We start from the raw sequence: 23,696 nt of genomic DNA on the forward strand, positions 1-23,696 counted from the left end.
GGGTTACTCCGCTCTTTCGTTGGTCAGCAACGGATCCCACAGCCGTCGGGCGAGAACTCCGAACCGAGTCGGTTCCTCGGCCCAGACGAACTCGTCGTCCGACGGCGGGTCCGCGGAAAGCTCCGCAAGTGTTCGAGCTTCTCCGAAAACATAAGCGTTGCTTGGATCGATCATCTCGCCGTACTGCCCGGTCCACTGGGTGTCCGCACCGTTTGTCGCATCGTCGACCGATTCACCGCCAAAACGTCGGCGCGCGTATTCGGCTGAGGTAGCGGCCCACATCGGCAGCGGGCGATGCAGTCCCCGCTCCCGTAGGTCCACCAATTGCTGCAGGATCTCGATCGCATTGACTGGCGCATCGAGCACCGACCGTGCCGCTGCGATCTTTCCCCGACCCCGTCCGATGGAGACTGCATCGAGCGCTCCGGGTCGTCCGTGCGCTTTCAGAGCGAGCAGGTTGATCCAGGCCGTCATCCGATGTTTAGGCGCCAGTGAGGAATACGACGCCCGCACCACTGAGTTTCCGTGCACCCCGGTTACCGTTCCGGTGAGACGATGCCCGTCACCGAGGTCGATGTCGACGTCGACGGCTTCGGAGTCGCCGTCGAAGTGCGGCAAGGCAAGTCCGGCAATCTGATCTACCACCCATTCGACGTTCCCCAGAACCGTGGCGCCCAGGTTGTAGGGCGGCAAAGTACCGCGGCGCCACTCCGCTGCACGGAAATCTGCAGAGCTCCGACCAGCCAAGCGCGAGAGAAGCATTCGATCACCCAGAGCCCAGGTGGACAGTGGATCGAGCTCGGTTGCCAGCGAATCAGCGATGTCGTCGTCGAGTTCCGGTACCCGGACACCGAGGCGTTGGCGCAGAAAACCACGCGCGGGATGTACGAGGAAGCTCACCAGGTCGGCGAGGTTCACTTCCTTCGGATGCACCTCGGGTAGCTCGGCCGACAGAACTGTCGGCAATTCGACCGGTGTTCCGGAGGCAGCCCTCGCACCGGCCAGCGCTGCCGTGTCGAAGCTGAACGGCTGATCCGGCGAGAAGTTTCGATTGTCGAACGACTGCAACGGATGTCGTGTCAGCACTCCGTTGATCGCTTCCGGACCCACCGTCGCACTGAGTACGTCGAGGAGGCCACTGAGGGGGATCGCCGGCGGTCTGACGACACCGGTGACCGGATCGGCACCGGTATACAACAGAACCAGATGCTCACCCGCAGACATCACGGCGTCGAGAAGCAGTTGCCGGTCTTCACTGCGCAGATCACGCTCCCCCACAACGGGATCACGGGACAAGATGTCGTCGCCGTCGACTCCACCGGTTCGAGGGAACACCTCGTCGTCGAGCCCGATCAGCACGACCACGCGATGCGGCACCGAACGCATCGGAACCATCGTGCACACCGTCAGTTCGCCGGTTCGGAAGTTGGCGCGCGTAGGTCTGCCCGCGAGGCTTCGCGAGAGCATCGCGCGAACATCAGCCAGACGTAACACCGTCTCTCCGCCGAATTCGACAGCAGCTGCCAGTTCGCGGTGAGCCCCTGCGCTCTGCCACGAATCAGCGGGCGCTGTGTCGGTCAGCAGATCCAGGGCCCGCATCAGCACACGAAGCCATTCGGCCGGCGAATGTGGGCCGGCGAGATCGCGAAGCGAGACGGCCAGGCGATCGACGAACTCTGCAAAACGTCCACTCAAGTCGATGTCGGTGCCGTCCACGTCATCGAGTGGCAGCGCGAGATCCAGCCAGGCATTTTCCGATTCGTCCGCGCTGACCCCCAACAAGATTCGGTCCATGGCGGTGTTGAAGGTGTTCTGCGGAAATGCGTCGAGACCGAATGTTGCACGCTGCCGACTACCGATTCCCCAGCGAGCACCCGCTTCTGTCGTCCATTCCCGCAGTCTTTCCAACTCGTCGTCGCCCCACGAAAAACGTGTGCGGACAGGCTCGGTCGCGGCAAGGTCGAGAACCTCACTGGCTGTGGCCCGGCCGTCGGCCAGGTCGAGGAGAGAGCCGAGAACGGCCAGGACAGGATTGGTCTGACGTAATCCGCGGTCTGCCAGCCTTACTCGAAGAAGATGCCCGGGGTGGCCATGGACGCCTTGCCCGAACGCTGCACGAACCAAGGGTGCATACGTTTCGACGTCCGGGCACATCACGAGTACGTCGCGCGGCTGCAATGTCGGGTCGTCCTCGAACAATCGGAGCAGACATTCGCGGAGCACCTCGACCTGCCGTGCCGGCCCGTGGCACGCGTGGACCTGAACTGTCCCATCGGGTTCCGCTGCAACGCTGGGAGCACGATCGGCGATGACATCGGCTTTGACCGTCGCCAGGAGGGATTTCGGGCCGGCTGGTTCGGGAAGATGCACCGTCTCGAACTCGACGGCACCGAGGCTGATCTGAAGTTCACGAACGTCGCGAGCGAGGCTCGACAGCAACGGATTGGCGGATATCAGCGCCGACCCGTCTTCCGAACGTCGGATCGTGCTCTCACTTCGAGGTTGCATGCGCGAGCTCATCGTGGCCCACAGCGCAGGGCTGGGGTGCGGAAGCCAGATGTGCACGTCCCGATTCGCGCTGAGTGCGCTCAAGATCATTCGCTGATCGACCGGCAGCCGTGTCGGCCCGAAGACCGACAGACGTTCCGGCAGGTCGACCAAGGCCGGGTCCTCGACCAGCGCGCTGCTCACGAGCCCCAGTCGCTCTGCCGGCCCCGGAACGTCGATCTTGTCCGCGACGATGCACCACAGGCGTGCCTGCCATTCGAAATCCTCCGACAGTGCCGATCCGTGTCCGTCGGTCAACCGCCCGGCGGCCCAGTCGATCAGCATCTGCGGGCGTTGCGCGGCGTAACTGCGGAAGAGTTCGGTGACGTGCGTAGCGGAGGCAAACCGTCGACCTTCACGATGGCCTTCGAGATGCTTCGCCAGGACTCCGCACCAGGGCTCGCCGAGGGACTCGTCGATCACATCGAGAACCGTCCACACCAATCGCGTCGGCGACCATGGGTCGTCGTCAGCCGTGATTCCACTGACCGCGGCGACGGACTCCGCGACCAAGCGCGCGGGTGAAGGAAACGCGATGTTCGCAGAAATTCCGTCCACTGCTGACGGCCCGGACGTGCCTAGCTGGGAGGACAGCCGCTGATTGAGCCAACGCTCAACGCCCTTAGCCGGAACCGCAACAGTTTCTCGGGCGAAGGGATCCGACAGCGGTGTACGGAGGAGCGTGGCCAACGCCGAGACCAAGGTGTCCGAACGCTCGGCCCGGTACAACTTCAGCAATCTTCGCTCCCCTCACTCCGTCCAGACGTCCATCTCACCACGGCGATGTGACATGCCACGCCGAACCAGCCTCACGCAGCGGTGACGCGCAGGCAACATGACCGCAACCGGACGTTCGTACTGTGCGGGAATGACCAGTCCCGTCGCCACACCTCGCCCCGCTGGAACCGGTCTCGACATCTCCGGCCTCGGCAAGACCTTCGAGATGGGTCGTCGGTCGGTGACCGCGCTGACCGACGTGTCCCTTCAAACCAGCGAAGGCTCCTTTCTGTCTCTGCTCGGGCCCTCCGGATGCGGGAAGTCCACCGTTCTCCGCATCCTTGCCGGCCTCGATACTCCGACGTCGGGAACAGCACTTGTCAACGGACAGTCGCCCGCCGAGTTACGCAAGCGCCGCGAACTCGGAATCGCCTTCCAGGATTCGGCTTTGCTGCCGTGGCGAACAGTGGCCTCCAACATCAAACTGCCGCTGCAGGTTGCCGGCATCGATCCCGACCCCGAGCTGATAGCCGATCTGATCGCGCTCGTCGGCCTCGAAGGATTCGAGAAAGCCAAGCCCGCCCAATTGTCCGGCGGTATGCGTCAGCGTGTGTCGATCGCACGATCGCTCGTGGTCAAGCCGAGTGTCCTGCTACTCGACGAGCCTTTCGGCGCACTGGACGATATGACCAGGCAACGGCTCAACATCGAATTGCTCAGAATCTGGACCGAGAAACCGGCGACCACATTGATGGTGACGCACGGAATCGCCGAGGCTGTGTTCCTCTCCGACGTCGTCGCCGTCATGACGCCGCGGCCCGGACGCGTCCTCGAAGTCGTGCCGATCGACCTGCCGCGCCCACGGACACCCGAGATGATGCGGACACCTGAGTTCCACGAGATCCACGACTACCTCTCCGGCCTGCTCTTCGGAAAAGCAGGCGTCGCATGACCATTACCGATATCGAGAACGTCGCGACCGCGGCGGCGCAGCCATCAGCGCCGCGCCGGATCCGATTGAAGCGTCCGACGTGGTTCGGGGGTGCAGTCGGTATCTGCGGACTGATCGCACTCTGGTGGATTCTCGCGGCGGCCGGTGTTGCGGGAGGCACGATTCCGACGCCGTGGGTGGTTGTGTCGACGATGTTCGACGACGGCTGGTCGCTGTACGGACCCAATTTCACCGTCACGGCTTCCGGTGCGCTGCAGGGCTTTATCTGGGGAAATCTGCTGGCGATCACGCTTGCCGTGCTGGTCGTTCTCATTCCGCCTATCGAGGGATTGGCCACACAATTGGCGATCCTGAGTTACTGCACACCGCTGTTGGCGCTCGGCCCGATCATCCTGGTCGTCTTCGGCGGCCGGACCCCCACAATCTTCCTCGCCGCGATGTACTGCTTCTTCACCACGATGGTCGGCACACTCGCAGGCCTGAGATCGGCAGACAAGACGAGCCTCGATCTCGTCGCCGCCTACGGCGGTGGGCGTTGGCAGAAGTTCACCAAAGTTCAACTGGTGAGCGCACTTCCGAGTACCTTTGCCGCTCTCAAGATTGCCGCACCTTCCGCTGTACTCGGCGCTATCCTCGGTGAGTATCTCGGCGGGGTGGACAGCGGGATCGGCGTCGCACTCACAGCCGCTCAGACGTCGTACAACGTCCCGCGAACGTGGGGAATGGCCATCGCCGCCGCCTTGCTCGCCGGCCTGGGATATGCCGTCGTCGCAGCGATCGCCCGGCTCGTCACCCCGTGGACGAGCGCTCCGGGAGCACGGAAATGACCGCGGTCCGAGGAACATTGAGATTCCTCGCTCCGATTGCCATCGCCTCGGCCCTGTTGCTTGTCATCTGGGTGGTCTTCCTCAATGCCTTCCCCCAGGTGGGTCCGCGTGTGGGAAAGACGCCGGCCGACGTCTGGGAGTATTTGTTCTCCGGCCCTAAATCTGCTGACGCTCGTTCGGGCATCATCGACAATCTGTTCATCACTCTGCGCGACGCCGGTGTCGGCTTTGCCGTCGGAATGACTGCCGCGCTCGTGGTGGCATCGATCTTCGTCGTTTCCCGCACTGTCGAACAGACTTTCATGCCCGTTGCAATGCTTCTACGATCTGTTCCTCTCGTTGCGATGACCCCGATCATCGTCCTGATATTCGGCCGCGGAATCGTGGGTGTGACGGTCATGGTTGCGATAGTGGTGTTCTTCCCGGCGCTGGTCATGATCATGGTCGGTCTACGTGCCGCTCCAGTTCAGGCGCAAGATCTCATAGCTGCGTACGGCGGGAGTCGTTGGACCGCATTGCGAATGGTGTCCGTACCGTCCGCACTTCCGGCGGTGTTCGCCGCCGCTAGGGTGTCAGTGCCCGGCGCTTTGATCGGAGCACTGATCGGCGAATGGCTCGGTAGCGGTCAAGGCTTGGGTTCGAGCATGATCAAAGCCATTCCGCGCTATCAGTACAACGAACTGTGGGCATCTATCGTGGTGATCACCGTGGTGTCGATCATCCTCTACGCCGTGGTCGGAATCTTCGAAAACATCGCCCTGTCTCGTTTCGGGCCTTCTGCCGGCAAGTCGTGACATCTGTTAACACGACCTCAACAAACTCTGTCTCCCAAGCAAACTGAACGAAACCGACTGGCCCTAGTGTTCCGATTCATGACGCCATTCAAGCCCGTCCGCCAGCTGGACCGCAGGGCCTTCTTCCGATACTCCGCGCTGACCGGCATCGCAGTCGCCGGTAGCGCGTCATTGCTCGCGTGTAGCAGTGACTCCAGCAGTTCGAGTGGCGGAACCACGGACGACGGTTCCGAATTCGGAACAGTTGCAGTGCAGTTGTCCTGGATCAAGAACATCGAGTTCGCCGGCGAGTACTTCGCTCTGGACAAGGGGTACTACAAGAATGCCGGGTTCGGGAATGTCGACCTGGTGGCAGGTGGCGCAGCCGGTACCGGCGTCGAAGCCGGCTTGGACACCGGCAAGGTCTGGATCGGAATGTCCGCACCGCAGCTCACAGCCCCCGCTGTACTCGACGGGCTGGACGCAAAGATCGTCGGTGCGACATTCCAGAAGAACCCGTTTGCAATTGTCAGTTCTGCTGCGGCACCGATCAACTCGCCGCAGGACATGATCAGCAAGAAGATCGGCGTCCAGGATTCCAATCAGCTCGTCTTCGGAGCTCTCCTGGCAGCAAACGGCCTGACCGAAAGCCAGATGACGATCGTGCCCGCGCAGTTCGATCCGAGCCCCTTGGCGAACGGCGAGGTGGACGGTTGGGTCTCCTACGTCACCAACGAGCCGATCACGCTGGCCGCCAAAGGTTTCCCCAACGCCCACTTCCTCTTCGCGGACTACAACCTGCCGTTGGTCGCCGAATCGTTCACGGTTCTCCAGTCCACCATCGACAACGAGAGGGACAAGCTCAAGGCATTTCTGAAGGCCGAGATCCAAGGCTGGAAGGACGCGGTCGCCGATCCGGCAGAGTCGGCACGGCTCGCCGTCGAGGTCTACGGCAAGGACCAGAACCTGGAACTCGACGAACAGATCAAGGAGGCCACCGCACAGAACGATCTTGTGGTGTCGGCGGATACCAAAGCGAACGGGTTGTTCACGATGACACCCCAACTGATCGAACAGAACATCGCAGCGCTGTCGAAAGCGGGACTGGAGATCACGGCGGACCAACTGTTCGACATGTCGATCCTCGAAGAGGTGTACGCCGAGAATCCAGATCTCATCTGACGGTGCCGGTCAGTTCAGATGCGTGTCCGAGGGAGTCGGCCTGCGGGTGCGCCCGCTCCCGTCGGTGTCGAGGTCGAACCGTGACGGAGACCTCGCGTTTCATCCGGAGGCATGCTGCCACCGGAGATGCCCGATGATGACGGTGGCGGCAGTGAGCATTGCCGCGAGGTAGACCGGGATGGCGATGTGTGTCTTCATCAACAGAGCCCCCGTGACAGCGCCGGCGAAGATCAAAAGGACTGCCCACAACCTGCGGTTGACCAGACGGGCAAATCCTTTGTGGAGGAATGATTCGCCCGCCAGCGCAGTGATCGTCGAGGTGACGACGACGGTGGTCATGTCCTTGACCGCCAGGAATCGCGCGGTGCAGGCTTGAGCCCCCATTTGCACGGCGATGATGCAAGCAATGGCGACTCCGAGTGTCGAGTTGCCCTCGACCGGGAAGACGAGCAGGGCGGTGCCGGCCGCCACCAACACCACAACGCCGACACTGAGCACCATGGTGACCGGCGAACTCCACCCCGGTGAGCATCGACGCAGAACAAGGCCGCTGAGCGCAGCCCCCAGCATGAAAGCAGCCAACGCCAACAGTGGACCCACGACTGGCAGGCTGTCCTCGCCCGCGACGCCCATTCCGAGGATCACGATGTTGCCGGTCATATTGCCGGTGAAAATCCGGTCCAACCCGAGGTAGCCGACTGCGTCGAGCAGCCCGGTCACGAACGTCAGCACCATCATGAGCCACAGCTGCAAATACTGATGTGAGACCGTCCAAGCAGTCCGGCCGATCGGGAGCGACGCCGAGTCGTTCGGATCGGTGCTGGAGGTGGTCGTATCGGTAATACTCACTCGAACACCAGCGCTGCCCCGTCGCTGCGCGGATCGGCCCCGGCGTCCAGGGCGCCGTCGGCGGTCACGCGGGCAACCATGGAGTGCCCGGCATTGCTGTCGAGTTTGTGCCCCGTGGTGACGGTGAGTGTGGACCGGTTGATCTGTTCGACTGCAGTCTGTTCGAGAGTGGGCTCGACGAGCACCTTGTCGTTGGTTGTGCCTGCCTCTAGGCCGCCGACGATGAACCGAGGCGCCGACACCGTTGCCTGTGCGCTCAGTCCACTCAACGCACGCAGAATCAGTTGGGTGTGGATCTGCGATTGCGCTTTCCCTCCCATGGTTCCGTGTGCGGCGACGGTGCCGTCGTCAAAGGTCGCTATGACCGGTACGAGGGTGTGCGCGGGTCGTTTACCCACCTCGACGTGATTGGGTGAGTTGGTGTCGAGAGTGAAGAATGCGGCGCGATTGTGCAGCACCAGCCCGGTATCAGGTTCGAGCAGTTGCGAGCCGAAAGAATGGAATACCGACTGGATCAGCGACACGGCGGTGCCATCGCGCGAGACAGCCGCGATTCCCACAGTGTCGCCGCCGGGGCGCGGAGTTGCCGCTGAGACCAAGCGGGGTGCCCCTGCAAGCCGTGCAGCGGCCTGGGCGAACGCCGCCGTGTCACTGCTCACGGTGAGCAGTTCGTCGATATCGACGTGTGCGTGGCGCGGGTCGGCCAGGTAAGTGTCTCGGTGTTCGTCGGAGTCGTAGAAGATTTCGGCGAGCACTCCGGCATCGATCGAAGTCGGGCTCGGGCTGCCGACCAAGGCGGCACCGAGAGACCGCAGCAGGGTGTAGCCCTGCGAGTTCGGCGGCGCGGTGGACACGGAGAATCCCGCGAAGTCTCTAACCAAGGGTGGTTCGATGGTGGGGTGGTGCCGGTACAGGTCGTCGCGGGTAACGGGTACGCCCAGTTTCTGCAGCCCGGATGCCACGCGGGCGGCGGTGCGGCCGCGGTAAAACGAATCGAGCCCGTCCTGGGCCAGATCGCGCAGCGTGCGAGCCAGTTCGGGTTGCAACAGCAAGTGGCCTGCCGGGACAGGACGTCCATCGTCGAGGAAGAACTTCGCGCGCATTCCCGGATCGGCCCATAGACTTTCACGCTCGATCTCGATGGACTCCGCGAGACCGGGACTGACCGGGACGCCCTCTTCTGCCAGCTTGATCGCCGGTGCCAACACCGTGGATGCGGGCAGAGAGCCACCCGTATCGAGAAGCGCCGTCCATCCGGATACCGCGCCCGGCACCGACACCGTCAGTGGACCGCTGATCGGCATCGATGTCATCGACTCGAACAATTCGGTGACCGGGGATCCGGAGCCGTATGCACCTGAGGCGTTGATGCAGATCTGTGTACCGTCCGGGCGGCGAAGGACCGCGATCACGTCACCGCCGACGCTGCACATGTGTGGGTACACCACGGTCAGCGCGGCAGCGGCGGCCACCGCCGCGTCGACGGCGTTGCCACCCGCTTCGAGAACGGTGCGAGCAGCATCGATTGCGGCGCCGTGGGGTGCGGCGATTGCAACGTGGTGAGTACCACTTGGACGATCGGACATTTTGTCATCTCCTGGTTTAGATCCCCGGCTCGGGCCGGGGTGGAACAGCAATTTATGCGCGGTACTTGCCGACGGCAGGTGCGAGGGAAAGGTCAGTGCACCCGTGCAATCGCGATTCGATAACCGCCGTAGAGAGCAGCCGCGACGAGGACAGATACGAGCGCGGTCACACTGAAGAAGACGAATTCGGTTGCCGGGTCGTATGTTTGGGCGAGCAGGCCGGCGAGAGTCGATCCTCCGGCCATGGTGAGAAAGTACAGCGCCGTCATCTCCGCCTTGTGCGCCCGCGGAGCCAGCTGCGCGGTGGCCGACAGTACCGAGGGAACGACCGCGATCTCTCCCGCTGCGAACAGGAACATCGCAACGAGAACGACGATCACCGAGTTCGTCGCCCCGGTAGATCCGGCCAGCACGGCGAAAACTGCCATCGCGGCGGCAAGTAGGGCGATCCCCCCGAACACCTTTGCGCCGGGGTTGGGCTGCCGGTCACCGAGCTTGGTCCACGACAGCGCGTAGAGCGGCGCGAGTACGGTCGCGAACAAACCCTCGAGGGTGATGATCAACGCAGCGGGCATCGTTACCGATCCCACAGTCAGGTCGACTCGAGTATCCACATACACGGCCAGCGTGGTGAACAGCTGAAACAGCAAAGTCCAGAACAGCAGACTGCTCAGAAACATCGGAATGTAGGCGACGATTCGTCCACGTTCCACGTCTTCGGTCTTCCGGGACGAAAGCAGCTTCGCGAAATAGGCGAGACTGGCGATGACGATGACGACCGTCAAGACTGTGCTGATGTTGTCCAGGTTCAGGGCCCCGCTGAACACGGCCACCGCGATCGCGGCCGCAGGAGCAACTGCCAGTGCTACGGCCATCGCCCAGCGAGAGCGTGGCAGCGGGTTCGGAACCGTTCGCGTTGCGGCCGGCAACCTCCCGTAGCCGGCAAGGTACTGAGCCAGTCCGCACAACATGCCGACCGCCGCTGCACCGAAGGCGAGGTGGAAGCCTACGGAACTCTGCAACACCCCGGTCAGCACTGGCCCGAGGAACGCACCCAGCGAAATGCCCATGTAATAGAGCGAATACCCGGCGTCACGCCGTTGGTCGTCGTCCGCGTACAGCATGCCGACCATGGCGGTCACGTTTACTTTCAGCCCGCCGGTACCGGCCACGATGAGGATCAACCCCGCTGCCACCCCGGCGACCGCTGGAACCAGTGCCAGGACGAGGTGGCCGAGAAGGATCAAGACGGCCGAGTAGAGAACGACGGTCCGCGGGGCTACCACTCGGTCAGCGATCCAGGCACCCACCATCTGTGACACGTAGATCGCACCGCCGTAGGAACCGGCTACGCCGACAGCCACATTGACATCGAGACCAAGCCCGCCGTCAGTGAGCGAGTAGTAGAGGTAATAGGCAAGAATCACCTGCAACCCGTAAAAACTGAATCTTTCCCACAGCTCGGTTCCGGCCAGGGTGACCAAACTGCGGGGGTGGGACATAAGCGTCGATTTAGGAGCTGTCGAACTCTCCGGAGCGACTGGTATCTGGACTGCTTCGTCCATCGTCATCGTTGTCCCTTTCCATAACTATGTCCTGCCGCGCCGGCACTGCGATCGGGTGGCGGACTCAGCGGGGGCGATAGTTTGTAGGCAGCTCCGCCGCTCGCGAGTGATTCAGATCATAGGGACTGGTAGGACCAGATAGTCAAGGAGAATGAGGAAATTTATCGGCTCTATCATCAATAACCTGGAGAAATGCAGCAGCACTGGTATTTTGGTGGGACCAGACGGAGAGGCGGGTCGAAGTGACAGCATGGTCCGAGATCGATATCACCGGCGCTTCGGTGCCCGAACGCCTGAGCGGGCGTATCGCCCAACTGATCGACAGTGGCCGAGTTGGACCGGGATCTAAACTTCCCAGCGAACGGGAGCTGATGACTATGCTCGGCGCCTCACGGAACTCGATACGCCACGCGCTACAAGACCTGGAGCTGCGTGGCTACGTAACGCGGAAGCCGCGGGCGGGGCGGATCGTCGCCCCCGTGGAAATGCGGGCGCTCGCCGAGGGCAGCATTTTCGGCGTGATGAGTAGCGATCAGAGAACGGTTCGCGAAGTAATGGATCTTCGGTCCGTCGTCGAGCCGCCGATCGCCGAACGCGCGGCGGTGCGCCATCGACCGTCCGAAATCGAAGTACTACGTGAGCCCCTGGAAACCTCCGAACGCGAACTCTCACGGACACCGCCCTCACTGCAGGTACTCCAGGTCTGCGACGTTCAGTTCCACCTCGCAATCGCCAGATTGGCCCACAACCCCATGCTCCGGAAGCTCGTGAACGAGACAAACGAATGGATGGCGCCGTCACGGCAAACCATGTTCCAAACCGAGCAACGCATGCAGCAATCAGTAAATGCGCATCGGAAAATTTTCCACGCCATCGCGGACCGAGATCCCGCACGCGCCAGAAAGGCCATGCAAGACCACCTTGTAGACGTCCTCCGGACGATCGAACCACTTGCAGGCTGAGCGACGCGCCCGTGAATCTCAGTTTCACTGCACTGGCCGTGCCTGTTCGGCATCTAGATCACACAGCGGACAGTGGGCGATGGCAGGGCGGTAGAAGCTGTTCCGTCGCTTGCGATTTGGCTGAATACGAACAGCCAACCGTCATCCACGTCTAATCCGACCCCATTGCTTTCGTCTCGAAACCGCTCCTGTTGGTCATACCGCCACAGCGCCTGGCGCTACTGGCCGAAAGTGAACCTGAGACTCGCATTTATCAAGGTGTTGAGCCGCTTTCGCATCCCGACAACCTCCGCCTCGGGCGGTATCGGATCGTCCAAGAAGAGCGTCCAACGCAGCATCGTGCTGTTTCCAACCGCCTCGATGTCGAATCGGATGACGGCGTCGGGGCGGTCCGGCCAGATCGAGGACCAGATCACCAGCTCCGGTTCCTCAGCCCTGACGATCGCCGGTGCGATCTCGCTCTCGAGCAGTTCCAGCCAGTGCCGAGCGGGCTGGCGGTACGGATCGATCAATGCCTCGAACATGAAGCGCGCAGGCGGCGGCTGGCTCCGGCGCCTCGTCGCGACTTGCTGCATGGCTCGAGCGTAACCGCCCCTAGGAGATACACCTCTACCTTCACCGTGCTGGATCCACGAAAACTGGGATAAACCGGGCACTGGCGGAGGACACTCAGGAGCACATCCGTCTGGGAGGGCCGCTCATGCGTAAACGCCATCAAATCCTGCTTGCAGTGTCCGCAGCGATCGGGCTGTCGCTGACGCCGATCAATGCGTCGGCAACACCGAGTACAGGGGTACACGGTGAAATCCTCGGGCAGGTGACATTCGACGGCAAGGACTACATCCTGCGCCAGATCACCATCGACCCCGGCGGTTCCACCGGTTGGCACTTCCACGACGGGACGCTCTACGCACTGATCGCGCAGGGCACGCTGAGCCACTACCGATCCGATTGCTCCGTCGACGGGATATACAGCGCTGGAAATACATTGATCGAACCCAGCGGTTCTGATCATGTGCACATCGGAAACAACTCTCAGACAACACCATTGGTACTCGAGGTCATTTACGTCAATCCGACGGGGAGCCCCCTGTCCGAGGATGCTGCGCCTCCCAACTGCCAACTACCCGGCTGACGGGGCAGAAGAGGTAAAGCGCACCGGCATCGATTCGAGTCCGGACACGAAGTTGGCGGCACGCCGCGGCAACGGCGCGTCGGTGGCAAGTTCCAGGTCCGGCAGCCTGGCGAACAGTTGCTCGAACATGATTCTTCCCTCGAGCCTGGCCAGCTGATTACCCAGACAGAAGTGAGTTCCGAAGCCGAAGGCCACGTGCGGGTTCGGTGTGCGGCCGATATCGAACTGTTCGGCGTTGACGAACACGGATTCGTCGAAATTTGCAGATTCGAAGAGCAGAAGCATTTTCTCGCCTGCCTTCAGCTGCGCACCGAAGAAATCGGTATCACGTGTCAGGGTTCGAGCCATGTTCTTGATCGGCGACGACCACCGCAGCATCTCCTCCATCGCCAGAGGAATGGCATCGGGATCGTCGACCAGTTCCCGATGCTGGTCCGCATGGCGCAGCAGCTGTTCCATGCCACCGCTCAGGACGTGCCGTGTGGTCTCGTCACCGCCGATGAGAATCAGTAGGGACTCGTTGACGATTTCCTGATCGGAGAGAGCCTCGCCGTCGACCTCACTGTGTATCAACGTGCTCACCAAATCGTCGGCCGGCTCGCTCCTCCGCTCGGCGATGGCTCGCATCATGTACGCGGTGAAGTCGACATACGCAGTCATCATGGCTTGCAGCTGCTCCTGGGAAGCGTTGCTTCCCAGTGCTTTCACCAGATCGTCCGACCACCGCAGAAACAAAGCGCGTTCTTCCGGACGGACACCCAACATGTCGCCGATGACCGCCATAGGCAGCGGTGCCGCCAAGTCTGCGACGAAGTCGGCTTCTCCTTTCTCACAGACGGCGTCGATCAGTTGATCGCAGATCTCCCGGATACGGACGGCCTTGGCTTCGACCTTCTTACGTGTGAAACCCGCGTTGACCAAGCGTCGACGCGTGAGGTGCTGCGGGTCGTCCATGTCGATCATCTGCGGCAACGGACCCGTTTCGGGGCGGATGCCACCGGCGTTGGAGAACAGTTCGGGATCCCGCTCGGCTGCGACGACGGCGTCGTAGCTCGCGGCCGCGGTGATTCCGTTGGCGTCGTCTCGGTACACGGGCTCGTGATCACGCATCCAGGCGTACGCGTCGCGCACATTCCCGAGGTCTCCGCTGTAGAAGCGTCCGTCGATCAAATCGAAGGTCGGTCTGGTAGCCATCACTCCACCTCTCGCACAACCCTTGCCTCAATAAGTAGAACCTGTTCCTATATAGCGTGGGGCGTTTTCACCGAAGCCGAACCGGAAAACCTCCAGAATCAGCACGCGAGCCCGCCGGAGCAACGACCAGGAGACACGCATGGACGACGACACCGCCTCAGCGGGCATACCCACTTTCACCGGCAGATCGATACTGGTGACCGGCGGCGGTAGTGGCATCGGCCTGGGCATCGCTCGTTCGCTGGTTGCGGCCGGCGCTCACGTGACGATCTGCGGACGCAACAAAGTGAAACTGGATGCTGCTGCCGAATCGATCCGGCAGTCGAATCCGGCAGGATCGGTCGGCGTCTCCTCCGCCGACGTCACGATCGAGGCAGACGTCGTCGCCGCTGTCGCCGCAGCGGTGTCCGTCACCGGAAAGCTCGACGGAGTGGTGGCCTGCGCCGGTGGGAACGAAACCATCGCCCCGGTCACGCAACTCGACGTCGACGCGTGGCGCCGCACCGTCGACCTCAACGTCACAGGGACCATGCTGACGATCAAGCACGGCGCCCGGGCACTGGTGGCAGGAGGCGGCGGATCCATCGTCGCGATCTCGTCGATCGCCAGCAGCAACACACATCGCTGGTTCGGCGCATACGGCGTCTCGAAGTCCGGCGTCGACCACCTGGTGCAGTTGGCGGCAGACGAACTGGGCGCCAGCAACATTCGTGTCAACGCGATTCGGCCGGGGTTGACCCGAACGGATCTGGTCGCGCTCATCACCGACGGTGGCCCCATCCTCGACGACTACCTGGCCAACACTCCACTCGAACGCGTCGGTGAAGTCGAGGACGTCGCCGGACTCGCTTCCTTCCTCCTCGGACCGCAATCCACCTGGATCACCGGGCAGATCATCAACGTGGACGGAGGCCAAATGCTGCGCCGCGGACCGGATTTCCGCTCGATGCTCGAACCCGTCTACGGCTCCGACGGACTCCGCGGGGTGGTCGCGCCATGAGCTACACGATTCTGGGCAAGAAGGTCGAGATGCCGGTCGAAGTTCGCACCGCGTCGGCCTTCATGGCGCTGTACTCGGTACCCAGCGCAACCGCGCAGTCGATCATCGACTACACCGGCTTGACGGTGCTCCAGTACCGGCCCGGTCGGGCGCTGTGCGGGCTGGTTTTCGTCGACTACATCGACGGAGATCTGGGCCCGTACAACGAATTCGGAGTGACGTACATGGTGCGCAGCCACACTGCGCCTCCCGAAACCTCGGTGCTGGGAGATCTACGTTCACTCGCTGCGGGAACTGCGGGGGCGCTCATTCACGAGTTGCCGGTGGACGGCGAATTCACCAAGGCCGCCGGCCGGGAAATCTGGGGGTTCCCGAAGGTGCTTGCCGAATTCGACACCGAGCACGTCGGCTCGGTCAAGCGCGGATCCGTCTCGCGCGACGGCAAACTCATCACACAGTTGAGTGTGAAATCCGGCGTCAGCGTGCCGGGCGGTGGAGCCAACATGTCGTTGGCCGCGTACTCACATCTCGACGGCGTCACCAGGTGCACGTCGTGGGACATGGCGCCGACCGGCGTCAAATCGCGACCTGGTGGAGCCGAGGTGCAGCTGGGCAGTCACCCGATGGCGGCGGAGCTTCGGAAACTCGGACTCCCCCGCCGTGCCTTGATGACCACGACCATCAAGAACCTGGCGATGACGTTCGGGGAGGCGACAGCGATCTGAGTGTCAGCCGACGGCACCCCTTTCGGTCGCGTGTGACTCGGGCTACACTCCTGGACGGTTGACCAACTCGCGTCAGACCGCCCGAAAGGACACTCGTGCAGATCACCCGACGCACCGTACTGGCAGGCGCTGCCGCCGCACCTGCGCTCGCCGCTCTGTCGACGAACCAGGCCGTCGCAGCTTCGTCGGCACGCTCTGATTCACCCGCACGCACCGACAAGTCGTCGGCGTCACTGCAGGTGGGCGCCGGAATTTCCGATGTGACCGGACCGGTCGCCGAAGTCGGCATGATGGGCTACTCGAGCTTCGACCAACGCGCCGAAGGTCTGCACCAGCGAATGCGCGCACGCGCCTTCATCTTCGAGTCCGGCGGGTCGCGGGTCGTCTACGTCTGCGTCGACAACTGCATGATCTTCCAGTCCGTGCACGACGAGGTTCTGCGCCGGCTGGCCGGAAAATTCGGCGATATCTACACCGAACGCAACGTCATGTTGACAGCCATCCATTCACACGCGGCATGTGGTGGGGCCTCGCACAACTACGCGTACAACCTCGCAGTTCTCGGCTTCGAATTGCAGGTGTTCGAAGCCGAGGTCAACGGCATGGTCGAGGCGATCAGCGCTGCCCACGAGAACCTGGCGCCCGGCACGGTACGTTTCGGCCGGTCCGATCTCACCGACGCGAGCGTCAACCGATCACGAGTGGCGTTCGATCTCAATCCCGAAGAGGACAAGGCCTACTACCCCGGCGGCAACGATCACCACATGCGGGTCATGCGAATCAGCCGGGGCAGCAAGGACATCGGGGCGATCAACTGGTTCGCCACCCACTGCGCCTCGCTCACGAACGAGAACCATCTCATCTCCGGGGACAACAAAGGTGCCGCGGCGTACTTCTGGGAGCACGACGACCAGGGCGTGCGCTACCTCGACGGCGACACCAGCTTCATCGCCGCATTTCCGCAGACCAACAGCGGCGACATGTCACCCAACCTCTTCCTCGAACCCGGACGTGGACCGACCGACGACGAATTCGAGAACGCACGCATCATCGGACTGCGCCAGGTCGCGGCGGCTCAAACTGCCTTCCACGCGGCGTCCGAAACCGTCACCGGTGGCGTCGACAGTCGGATCATGTACCTGGACATGGCAAATCAGGTGGTGAGTGGGAGATTCACTCCGGATGGGCGCGAGCATCGCACCGCGCCGGCTGCGATCGGCGCGGCGATGAGCGCCGGAAGCGTCGAGGACGGACCGGCAATTCCGATCTTCCCCGAGGGCACCAGGAACCCCATGATCGACGCACTGGGCGGCATGGATGCCCCTGTGCCTCAATGGCTTCAGGATGCACAGGCCCCCAAGCTCGTAGTCGTTCCGGTCGGCCTGTTGCCACCGGGCGGATGGGTACCGAACGTACTGAAGATCCAGATCCTGCGGATCGGCCAGTTCTACATCGTCGGTGGCCCTGCGGAATTCACCATCGTCTCCGGATTACGGGTGCGTCGAACCGTCGCCGACGAGCTTGGGGTTCCCCTCGAGAACGTCATCTTCCAGGGATACGCGAACTCGTACTCGAGCTACTGCACCACGCCACAGGAATACGATTCGCAGCAGTACGAGGGCGGTTCGACGATGTTCGGCCGTTACACACTGCCTGCCTATCAGCAGGGGTACGCCGCTCTCGCAGCCGCGATGCGCGATGGCACCGAACCTCCTCGCGGCCCCGCGCCGGCCGACCTGTCCGGGTTCCAGCCCAGCTTCGGACCTGGCGTCGACTTCGACGAACCTTTGCCGGGAACACAATTCGGCGATGCGACCGTCCAGCCAGGCGACAGCTCACCGGGCGGGCAAGTTGCCGTCGAGTTCGTCACCGGCCACCCCAAGAACGACACTCACCGAAACGGGACCTTCTACGAGATCCAGCGAAATACCGGCGGATCCTGGACGCGCGTCGCCGACGACAACGACTGGTCCACCAAACTGCACTGGCGCCGGGTCGGGAGCAACGGTTCCGTCGTTCGCATCACGTGGGATGTTCCGGCCGATACTCCGGCGGGTACGTATCGAGTCCAACACTTCGGTGCGTCGAAGGCCCGGGGTACCGGCGCGATCACGCCCTTCTCCGGGGTGACCGCCGAATTCCGACTCACCTGACCCGCGCGGTGGCTGGGTTCAGGCTGCGGTCGGATGCAGCGAGGTGCTCGGCGCCGACTGCTCTGACGCTGCCGGGCGGTCGATCTTCGCCGCGACGATCAGAACCAGCAGACCGGCGACGGTGACTGCCGCTCCCATCCAGATCGGGGAGGTGAAGCCGAGCCCCGCAGCGATGGTGATTCCGCCCAGCCATGCCCCGAGTGCGTTGCCGACGTTGAAGGCGGCGATGTTGGCACCCGACGCCATGGTCGGTGCGGCCGACGCGTAGTTCATGATCCGCATCTGCAGGCCGGGAACCGTCGCAAAACCGAAGGCGCCCATGAAGAACAGCGAGATCACAGTCATGACCTTGCTCTCCGCGGTGGCGGCGAACACGATCAGAACGACGGTCAGGATCGCGAGAATCCAGACCAGCGCCTTCGTGAGCGAACGGTCGGCCGCCTTGGCGCCGAGGAAGTTACCGACGAACAGGCCCGAGCCGAAGAGGATGAGCAGCCACGGAACGCTGGACGTCGCGAAGCCGGTCACCTCGGTGAGGGTGAAGGCGATGTAGGTGAACGCTCCGAACATTCCGCCGTAGCCGAGGATGGTGATGACGATCGAGAGCCATACCTGCTTGTTGCGGAACGCCCCCAACTCTCCGCGCAATCCGCCGCCGGTCGTGCTGGCGGGTGTCGTCGGGACGAGTGCTGCAATTCCGATCAGGGCGATGACGCCGATGACGGTGATGGCCCAGAACGTCGAGCGCCACCCGAGTTGCTGGCCCAGCAGCGTGCCGAACGGAACGCCGAGGACGTTGGCGATGGTCAGGCCCGCGAACATCATCGCGATGGCGCCGGCGCGCTTGTTGGGCGCGACCATGTCGGCGGCAACCACCGAACCGATTCCGAAGAATGCACCGTGGCACAGCGCCGCGACGATGCGGCCGCCCATCATGACCTCGTACGACGGCGCGAGCGCGGACATCAGATTGCCGATGATGAACAGCACCATGAGCGAGAGAAGGACTTTCTTGCGCTCGAAGCGGGTGACGGCAGCGGTCAGGAGGATCGCACCGATCGCCACCGACAGTGCGTAGCCCGAGATCAGGTAGCCCGCGACGGACTCGGTGACCTCGAAGTCGGCTGAGACCTCGGGCAGGAGGCCCATGATGACAAATTCGGTGAGGCCGATTCCGAACCCGCCCATAGCGAGGGCAATGAGACCCAATGGCATCTCGATGTTCCTTTCACAGATTTACGCGTAAGCCGTTAGCGGGCGTGTGCAGTAGTTGCAGGCGCGCTATAAATAGTTGCACGCGCGCGCTACATGCGCAAGCTGGTAACCTGGAGCCGCAGGAAACGGACAAGGAGAATCACATGGGGATCGCCGACGACGCCGTCGAAATCCGTTCGCAAGGGTGGCGCACGCTCGCAGCACTGCACGGCGCCCTCGACACCGAACTGGAACGCGCGCTCCAGCGTGAGCACAAACTGTCCGTCGTCGAATACACCGTGCTCGACGCGCTGAGCCGCCAGGACGGCTGGCACATGCGCATGGCCCAGCTGGCCCGCGCTGCCGCACTGAGCAGCAGCGCCACGACGCGCTTGGTGAACCGACTCGAAGATCGAGGACTACTGACGCGCATCCTGTGCGCCGACGACCGTCGAGGCATCTACACCGAGTTGACGCCGGCCGGCCGCGAGCTTCTCGAAAGCGCACGGCCGACGCACGACGCCACCCTCGAGGCCGCGCTCGACGAGGCATGCAAAACGCCTGAACTCGCGCCACTGGTGCGCGCCCTGCACGAGTTACCCGTCGGCTAGAAGTCTGCCGGAAGCAGGGCACGCTCCGCGATGCCCGAGACCACCTGAGCGACAAACACACCCGCGTCGACCTCCGCCCGCCCACCACGCGCGGGGACCAGAACGTCGACGGTGCCGCCGTGCACCTCGTTGTCCCCGATCACCGCGATGTACGGGTCACGGTGAGTGCGCGCCTCGCGGATGCGACGTCCCAACGATCCGTCAGCTGCGATCGCCACTCGAACATCGTGAGCCTCGAGATCAGCCCGCAAACGCTCGGCCGCATCCCGATGTCGGTCGCCGACGGGCAGGATCGAGACTTGGTTGGGTGCCAGCCACGGCGGCATCCGTCCTTCGAACCTTTCGATCAAGAGCGCAGTCATGCGTTCCATCGACCCGAGCAAGCCCCGATGGATCATGACGGGGCGAGCCTTGGATCCGTCCTCAGCGGTGTACTCGAGGTCGAACCGCTCCGGTTGATTGAAGTCGAGTTGGACGGTGGAGAGTGTTTCCTCGCGGCCGTGCGCGTCTCGCACCTGGACGTCGATCTTGGGACCGTAGAACGCTGCCTCCCCCTTCGCTTCCACGTACTCGATCGAGCGTGCATTCAGCGCCCCGCGAAGGTGATCCTCGGCGTCCGCCCACTGCTCGTCGGTGCCGAGGTACTGCCCCTCTCCCCCTCTGATCGAGAGTCGGTACCCCCGTTCGGCAATCCCCAGAGTCGAGTAGCAGCGCTCGATCGCGTCGAGCGCGACGATCACTTCCGCTTGCACTTGTTGACGACTACAGAAGACATGTGCGTCGTCGAGATTGATCTGTCTGACTCGACTCAATCCGCTGAGAACTCCGGAGAGTTCGCTACGAAACATCGAGCCGAGTTCACGAACGCGGAAAGGTAGCTCGCGATAACTACGACCGCGAGCGGCGAATACCTGAGCGTGATGAGGACAGTTAGCCGGACGAAGGAGAAATGCCTCTCCGCCTATTTTCATTTCGGGGAACATGTCGTCCGAGAACTTGGACCAATGACCAGATCTCTCGTACAACTCTTTCTTCGCCATAACGGGGGTATAGACACCCCGGCACCCGGAGCGCGCTGCTTGTTCGGCGGCGAACTTTTCGAGTTCGCTCCTGATGATCGCGCCGTCCGGTAACCAGAGTGGGAGGCCTGCTCCGACAATGGGGGTGGTGGCGAATAACTCCAGCTCGCGCCCGAGTTCACGGTGGTCAACGCTCATGAGAGCTCTCCAAATCGTTCAAGGGGAGACGCACACGGAGCGAAGAAACAAGAAAACCCCGGGGCGATAACTCCCGGGGCTGAAAGGGTTCGGTCAGCAGTTGCTAAACGATGCGCCGGAAGAGAACCGGCGTCGTCGTGCTGTGCGCAATACTGACCATGTACGTGAGGTTACATCAACTTCCGACCCACCTACAGCCCGAATTGTCGGGCCTCTATGCTGACGCAACTGGGAAGGCGCAGCAGTAGCCAACGAAACACCCACGAAGAGCGAAGTTTCGGCAATCATGTCCGAACGTGAGGTTCTCGGATATGAGGAGGATGTGCGACGGTGCCGGACCACTTGCTCGAACAGTTGATCACCATTCCTTTGTTCACCGGAATCATCGGGTACATCACCAATTGGTCGGGCGTCCTGATGCTTTTTGCGCCGATCAACTTCCACGGGATCAAAGTGCCCGGCCTCAAACTGCTCTTCCCGTTCCTTCCCCGGCGCGTCCAGGTGATCCCCGCGATCACGAGCGACGGCCGATTCGGTTGGCAAGGGATCGTCCCTTCGCGGGCGGAGAAGATGGCGTCGATCGCCGTCGACAAATCCCTCGCGAAGGTCGGCAGCATTGCCGACTTCTACCGCGTTCTGGACCCGGACAGCATCGCCGAGCACTTGGTGAACATCTCGCGCAGTGAAGTGCGCGGCGTGGTCACCAGAATCATGACGGCCGAGAATCCTCAGCTCTGGCACAACCTTCCGACGTCGGTGAAGGAAGCCGTCTTCCGCAAAGTGGAGGACGACTTGCCGGCCAGCGTGCGCATGATCACCGACCGCATCGAAGAGGACATCGACGAGTTCATCGACGCGAAGCTGATGGTGATCCGCTACCTCTCCTCGCATCCCAAACTGCTCAACGACATCTTCCGCACGATGGGCAACAAAGAGCTCCGGTTCATGCAGAACTTCGGCTTCTACTTCGGTTTCCCGATGGGCTTCGTGCTCGTCGGAATCCTCCACCTGGTTCCGCAGTGGTGGGTGCTTCCCATCGGTGGCGTGATCATCGGATACATCGTGAACTACCTCGGCATCACGATGATCTTCGAGCCGATCACCCCCAGCCGTTGGGTGCCGTGGCGACAGGGACTTTTCCTCAAACGACGCACCGAAATCATCGCCGGGTACGCAAAAACCCTGGCCGATCACGTCGTGACGCTCGAGAACATCGGCACCGAACTCCTCGAAGGTCCCCGCTCGGACCGAACCCGACGGATGCTCGACCAGGTACTGCGCGAATCCGTCGACGACGCCGCCGGCTGGGCAAAGTCGGTCGTCAAGATGACCGTCGGTTCGCAGAGCTACAAGCGTCTGCCCGGCCTGGCCACCACCGAAGTGCTCGACCTGTACCCAAGGGTCTTCGAAGACGCAGAGTTCGCCGAGAGCCAGTCGGAGAAGATTCGTGTCTTCGTCACCGAACGCATGAGCATCCTTTCACCGGAAGATTTCAGCGAACTACTACGCTCAGCCGTCAAGCAGGACGAGTGGCTGTTGTTCGTACACGGGGCCGTGCTGGGCTCGTTTGCCGGTTTCCTACACCTCGCAATATTCGGAGTATGAGTCGGAGTATGAGTATGAGTGAGCACGACCACCGCCTGATCGTCGAAGCGGAATCGTACGACTGGGCTGCGGACATCACGCCGGTCGAATCCGTCGAAAAGCGTCTGATCCGTAGCCTTGTCGGGCTCACTGCCACGACGACGCTCACGTCGATCAAGCTGACGGGTTGGGCTTTCGGAACGGCGAAGGAGGCGACGCGACAGATCGTTCAGGCTGCCGCCGAAGCCGCGGCAGAAGCTGCTGAATCCGCCAACGTGCAATCCGAACGTCGGGCCGAGAACTCCAACGGAGACGGCTCGCGGACGGAGAACCTGCGGGCTGCAATGGCGCCTCGTACCAACCGCAAACAGAGCGTCGAGGCCACTCTCGCGGCGCTGCGGGCACGCGGCGACAGGTTGCTGGACCGTTCCGCGGACGTGACCGATCGCGACGATCTGCACCCGGCCTACGACCGGATCCTCGACGAGATCGCGCCGGACGAAGCTCGAATTCTCCGGCTGTTGGCCACTTCAGGTGCGCAACCGAGCGTGGACGTACGCACGGCGCGTCCGTTCGGCGTCGGCTCGGAGATGATCGACGAGGGTTTGTCGATGATCGGAGAACTGGCGGGATGCCGGCATCTGGATCGCATCAGCGCCTACCTGAACAACCTGCATCGGCTCGGTTTGGTGGCGTTCTCACGCGAGCCCGTCGAGGCCGACCGGTACCAGGTGGTCGAGGTGCAGCCGTCGGTGATCGAGGCCGTCAAGCGCGCGGGACGATCCAACAAGATCGTCCGTCGTAGCATCCTGCTGACGCCGTTCGGTGACGACTTCTGTCATACCTGTTTTTCGCTGTAGGGCCTCCGGCCCCGTGAGTGGTCAAGGAGCCCCTGGACTCCTTAACCACTCACGGGGGCTTGC

The 23,696-nt window shown here is 62.6% G+C and carries 20 protein-coding genes; 12 read left to right on the forward strand and 8 right to left on the reverse strand.

Annotated features, from left to right (window positions below; translation table 11 throughout):
- Nucleotides 1–3: 3 nt before the first annotated feature.
- Nucleotides 4–3,285 (reverse strand): exodeoxyribonuclease V subunit gamma, encoded by a 3,282-nt coding sequence (gene recC, locus I7X09_RS22840; RefSeq protein ID WP_200313811.1) that lies wholly within the window; start codon nucleotides 3,283–3,285, stop codon nucleotides 4–6.
- 97 nt (nucleotides 3,286–3,382) lie between these two features.
- Here recC and I7X09_RS22845 point away from each other — a divergent pair, with 97 nt between their 5' ends.
- From I7X09_RS22845 to I7X09_RS22860, 4 genes are all read left to right on the forward strand, one after another.
- Complete coding sequence (locus tag I7X09_RS22845; protein WP_200313813.1) at nucleotides 3,383–4,216, forward strand: ABC transporter ATP-binding protein; 834 nt, start codon at nucleotides 3,383–3,385, stop codon at nucleotides 4,214–4,216.
- A complete protein-coding gene (locus I7X09_RS22850) occupies nucleotides 4,213–5,043 on the forward strand; it encodes an ABC transporter permease (RefSeq protein WP_200313815.1) in 831 nt (276 codons plus the stop codon). Before I7X09_RS22845 ends, I7X09_RS22850 begins: the two co-directional genes overlap by 4 nt.
- On the forward strand, nucleotides 5,040–5,837 hold the full coding sequence (locus I7X09_RS22855; protein WP_124568870.1) for an ABC transporter permease: 798 nt from the start codon (nucleotides 5,040–5,042) through the stop codon (nucleotides 5,835–5,837). The genes I7X09_RS22850 and I7X09_RS22855 overlap by 4 nt, the downstream gene beginning before the upstream one ends.
- A 78-nt stretch (nucleotides 5,838–5,915) precedes the next feature.
- On the forward strand, nucleotides 5,916–6,998 hold the full coding sequence (locus I7X09_RS22860) for an ABC transporter substrate-binding protein (RefSeq protein WP_200313817.1): 1,083 nt from the start codon (nucleotides 5,916–5,918) through the stop codon (nucleotides 6,996–6,998).
- A 99-nt stretch (nucleotides 6,999–7,097) separates the two neighbouring features.
- Here the strand turns inward: I7X09_RS22860 and I7X09_RS22865 are convergent, their stop codons facing one another.
- The 3 genes from I7X09_RS22865 to I7X09_RS22875 all read right to left on the reverse strand — a co-directional run bounded on the left by I7X09_RS22865 (nucleotide 7,098) and on the right by I7X09_RS22875 (nucleotide 10,935).
- The gene (locus tag I7X09_RS22865) at nucleotides 7,098–7,847 is read right to left on the reverse strand and encodes a YoaK family protein (protein WP_234036684.1); all 750 of its coding nucleotides are present in this window, start codon (nucleotides 7,845–7,847) and stop codon (nucleotides 7,098–7,100) included.
- Nucleotides 7,844–9,433, reverse strand: coding sequence for a gamma-glutamyltransferase family protein (locus I7X09_RS22870; RefSeq protein WP_166810724.1), 1,590 nt, complete (start codon nucleotides 9,431–9,433; stop codon nucleotides 7,844–7,846). The genes I7X09_RS22865 and I7X09_RS22870 overlap by 4 nt, the downstream gene beginning before the upstream one ends.
- Nucleotides 9,434–9,525: 92 nt before the next feature.
- Complete coding sequence (locus I7X09_RS22875) at nucleotides 9,526–10,935, reverse strand: peptide MFS transporter (protein WP_172436583.1); 1,410 nt, start codon at nucleotides 10,933–10,935, stop codon at nucleotides 9,526–9,528.
- 305 nt (nucleotides 10,936–11,240) lie between these two features.
- Between I7X09_RS22875 and I7X09_RS22880 the strand changes: the two genes are divergently transcribed.
- Nucleotides 11,241–11,960 carry a FadR/GntR family transcriptional regulator gene (locus I7X09_RS22880; RefSeq protein ID WP_095970945.1) on the forward strand — a complete coding sequence of 240 codons (720 nt, stop codon included), beginning with the start codon at nucleotides 11,241–11,243 and terminating at the stop codon, nucleotides 11,958–11,960.
- A 218-nt stretch (nucleotides 11,961–12,178) separates the two neighbouring features.
- Here the strand turns inward: I7X09_RS22880 and I7X09_RS22885 are convergent, their stop codons facing one another.
- On the reverse strand, nucleotides 12,179–12,535 hold the full coding sequence (locus I7X09_RS22885) for a hypothetical protein (protein WP_234036685.1): 357 nt from the start codon (nucleotides 12,533–12,535) through the stop codon (nucleotides 12,179–12,181).
- A gap of 125 nt (nucleotides 12,536–12,660) precedes the next feature.
- Between I7X09_RS22885 and I7X09_RS22890 the strand changes: the two genes are divergently transcribed.
- A complete protein-coding gene (locus I7X09_RS22890) occupies nucleotides 12,661–13,095 on the forward strand; it encodes a cupin (RefSeq protein ID WP_095970944.1) in 435 nt (144 codons plus the stop codon).
- On the opposite strand, the gene I7X09_RS22895 is transcribed toward I7X09_RS22890, so the two are convergent.
- The gene (locus I7X09_RS22895) at nucleotides 13,084–14,289 is read right to left on the reverse strand and encodes a cytochrome P450 (RefSeq protein WP_095970943.1); all 1,206 of its coding nucleotides are present in this window, start codon (nucleotides 14,287–14,289) and stop codon (nucleotides 13,084–13,086) included. The two genes, I7X09_RS22890 and I7X09_RS22895, sit on opposite strands and share 12 nt — an antisense overlap.
- A gap of 139 nt (nucleotides 14,290–14,428) precedes the next feature.
- Here I7X09_RS22895 and I7X09_RS22900 point away from each other — a divergent pair, with 139 nt between their 5' ends.
- The 3 genes from I7X09_RS22900 (at nucleotide 14,429) to I7X09_RS22910 (ending at nucleotide 18,167) form a co-directional block, all read left to right on the forward strand.
- A complete protein-coding gene (locus I7X09_RS22900) occupies nucleotides 14,429–15,289 on the forward strand; it encodes an SDR family oxidoreductase (RefSeq protein ID WP_200313819.1) in 861 nt (286 codons plus the stop codon).
- Entirely contained in the window at nucleotides 15,286–16,014 is a 729-nt protein-coding gene (locus I7X09_RS22905) for an acetoacetate decarboxylase family protein (protein WP_124568876.1), read from the forward strand. Before I7X09_RS22900 ends, I7X09_RS22905 begins: the two co-directional genes overlap by 4 nt.
- 95 nt (nucleotides 16,015–16,109) lie before the next feature.
- A complete protein-coding gene (locus I7X09_RS22910) occupies nucleotides 16,110–18,167 on the forward strand; it encodes a neutral/alkaline ceramidase (protein ID WP_200313821.1) in 2,058 nt (685 codons plus the stop codon).
- A gap of 18 nt (nucleotides 18,168–18,185) precedes the next feature.
- On the opposite strand, the gene I7X09_RS22915 is transcribed toward I7X09_RS22910, so the two are convergent.
- Nucleotides 18,186–19,382: an MFS transporter gene (locus tag I7X09_RS22915; protein ID WP_095970939.1), complete on the reverse strand. Its 1,197-nt coding sequence runs from the start codon at nucleotides 19,380–19,382 to the stop codon at nucleotides 18,186–18,188.
- Nucleotides 19,383–19,525: 143 nt separating this feature from the next.
- Between I7X09_RS22915 and I7X09_RS22920 the strand changes: the two genes are divergently transcribed.
- On the forward strand, nucleotides 19,526–19,972 hold the full coding sequence (locus tag I7X09_RS22920; RefSeq protein ID WP_003945852.1) for a MarR family winged helix-turn-helix transcriptional regulator: 447 nt from the start codon (nucleotides 19,526–19,528) through the stop codon (nucleotides 19,970–19,972).
- On the opposite strand, the gene thrS is transcribed toward I7X09_RS22920, so the two are convergent.
- Entirely contained in the window at nucleotides 19,969–21,189 is a 1,221-nt protein-coding gene (gene thrS / locus I7X09_RS22925) for a threonine--tRNA ligase (protein ID WP_200313824.1), read from the reverse strand. The genes I7X09_RS22920 and thrS overlap by 4 nt on opposite strands.
- Before the next feature lie 330 nt (nucleotides 21,190–21,519).
- Here thrS and I7X09_RS22930 point away from each other — a divergent pair, with 330 nt between their 5' ends.
- Entirely contained in the window at nucleotides 21,520–22,794 is a 1,275-nt protein-coding gene (locus I7X09_RS22930; RefSeq protein ID WP_019746908.1) for a DUF445 domain-containing protein, read from the forward strand.
- A 14-nt stretch (nucleotides 22,795–22,808) separates the two neighbouring features.
- Nucleotides 22,809–23,633, forward strand: coding sequence for an Abi-alpha family protein (locus I7X09_RS29510; RefSeq protein WP_095970937.1), 825 nt, complete (start codon nucleotides 22,809–22,811; stop codon nucleotides 23,631–23,633).
- Nucleotides 23,634–23,696: the final 63 nt, after the last annotated feature.

Source organism: Rhodococcus sp. P-2, from assembly GCF_016598535.1.
Classification (GTDB): Bacteria; Actinomycetota; Actinomycetes; order Mycobacteriales; family Mycobacteriaceae; genus Rhodococcus_F; species Rhodococcus_F baikonurensis.